We start from the raw sequence: 865 nt of genomic DNA, 5'->3' as shown, positions 1-865 counted from the left end.
AGTGATATATTCCACCTGTAGCAATTCCAGTGGCTGCACTGATTTCTCTAATTGAAACGATGGAGTTCTCCTTTTCAATCATTAATTTTAAAGTCTTTTCTAAAATTAATTTTTTTGTATGCATACATTTAATTATTTATATTTTATGGTTATTAAATGATGTAGAGAACGAACGTTCTGTTTATGAAAAATTAATAGGAATAACAAAGATTCTGTTATGTTGGAAAATAGTGACTAAATTCTTAGTTTTTATTCATTAAGCAACAAAAACTTTATAAAATAATAAAAGGATAAATATTAATAAGAAAAATATTGAACATATATGCTAAACATTATTTGTTGATATTTTCTTAAGTTTTTATATGGATATGGAGGATTAAAAAATATGAATGAAACTCTTAAGGAACACTCATGGATTCCATTAATATTAGTGGCCTGTGCTTCATTTATCATAACATTGGATGCTACATTTATGAATGTTAGTATTTCCAAGGTTGTAGTTGACCTGCACACTGATGTGAGTACCATTCAATTGATTATGTCATTCTATACTCTGATTACCGCTGCATTCATGCTACTGAGTACCAAACTTCAGGACATAGTTGGTAAAAAGAAACTGTTCATACTCGGTACTGTACTTTATGGTATAGGTACATTTACTGCAGCAATCAGTTGGAGTACACCAGTGTTATTCATTGGATGGGCATTAATTGAAGGTATTGCAGGAGCATTAATGACACCTGCTACTGTTTCTCTTATAAGTGGAATTTATTCCGGTGAAAAACGTACCTTTGCTTTGGCAATTGAAAGTGTAATGGTTTCCATTTCTGCTGCTGTCGGTCCGCTATTCGGAGGAATCATGACA

General features: G+C 31.4%; 1 protein-coding gene. It reads left to right on the top strand.

The window, feature by feature from the left end; translation table 11 throughout:
* Positions 1–472 precede the first annotated feature (472 nt).
* A partial coding sequence (locus Q4Q55_RS10080) for an MFS transporter (protein ID WP_303372674.1) occupies positions 473–865 on the top strand: 393 nt, incomplete at its 3' end.

It is taken from the genome of Methanobrevibacter sp. (assembly GCF_030539555.1).
In the GTDB taxonomy this organism is placed as follows: domain Archaea; phylum Methanobacteriota; class Methanobacteria; order Methanobacteriales; family Methanobacteriaceae; genus Methanocatella.
The sequence above is the reverse complement of the archived record's forward strand: the minus strand, read 5'-3'. Positions and strand labels throughout refer to the sequence as shown.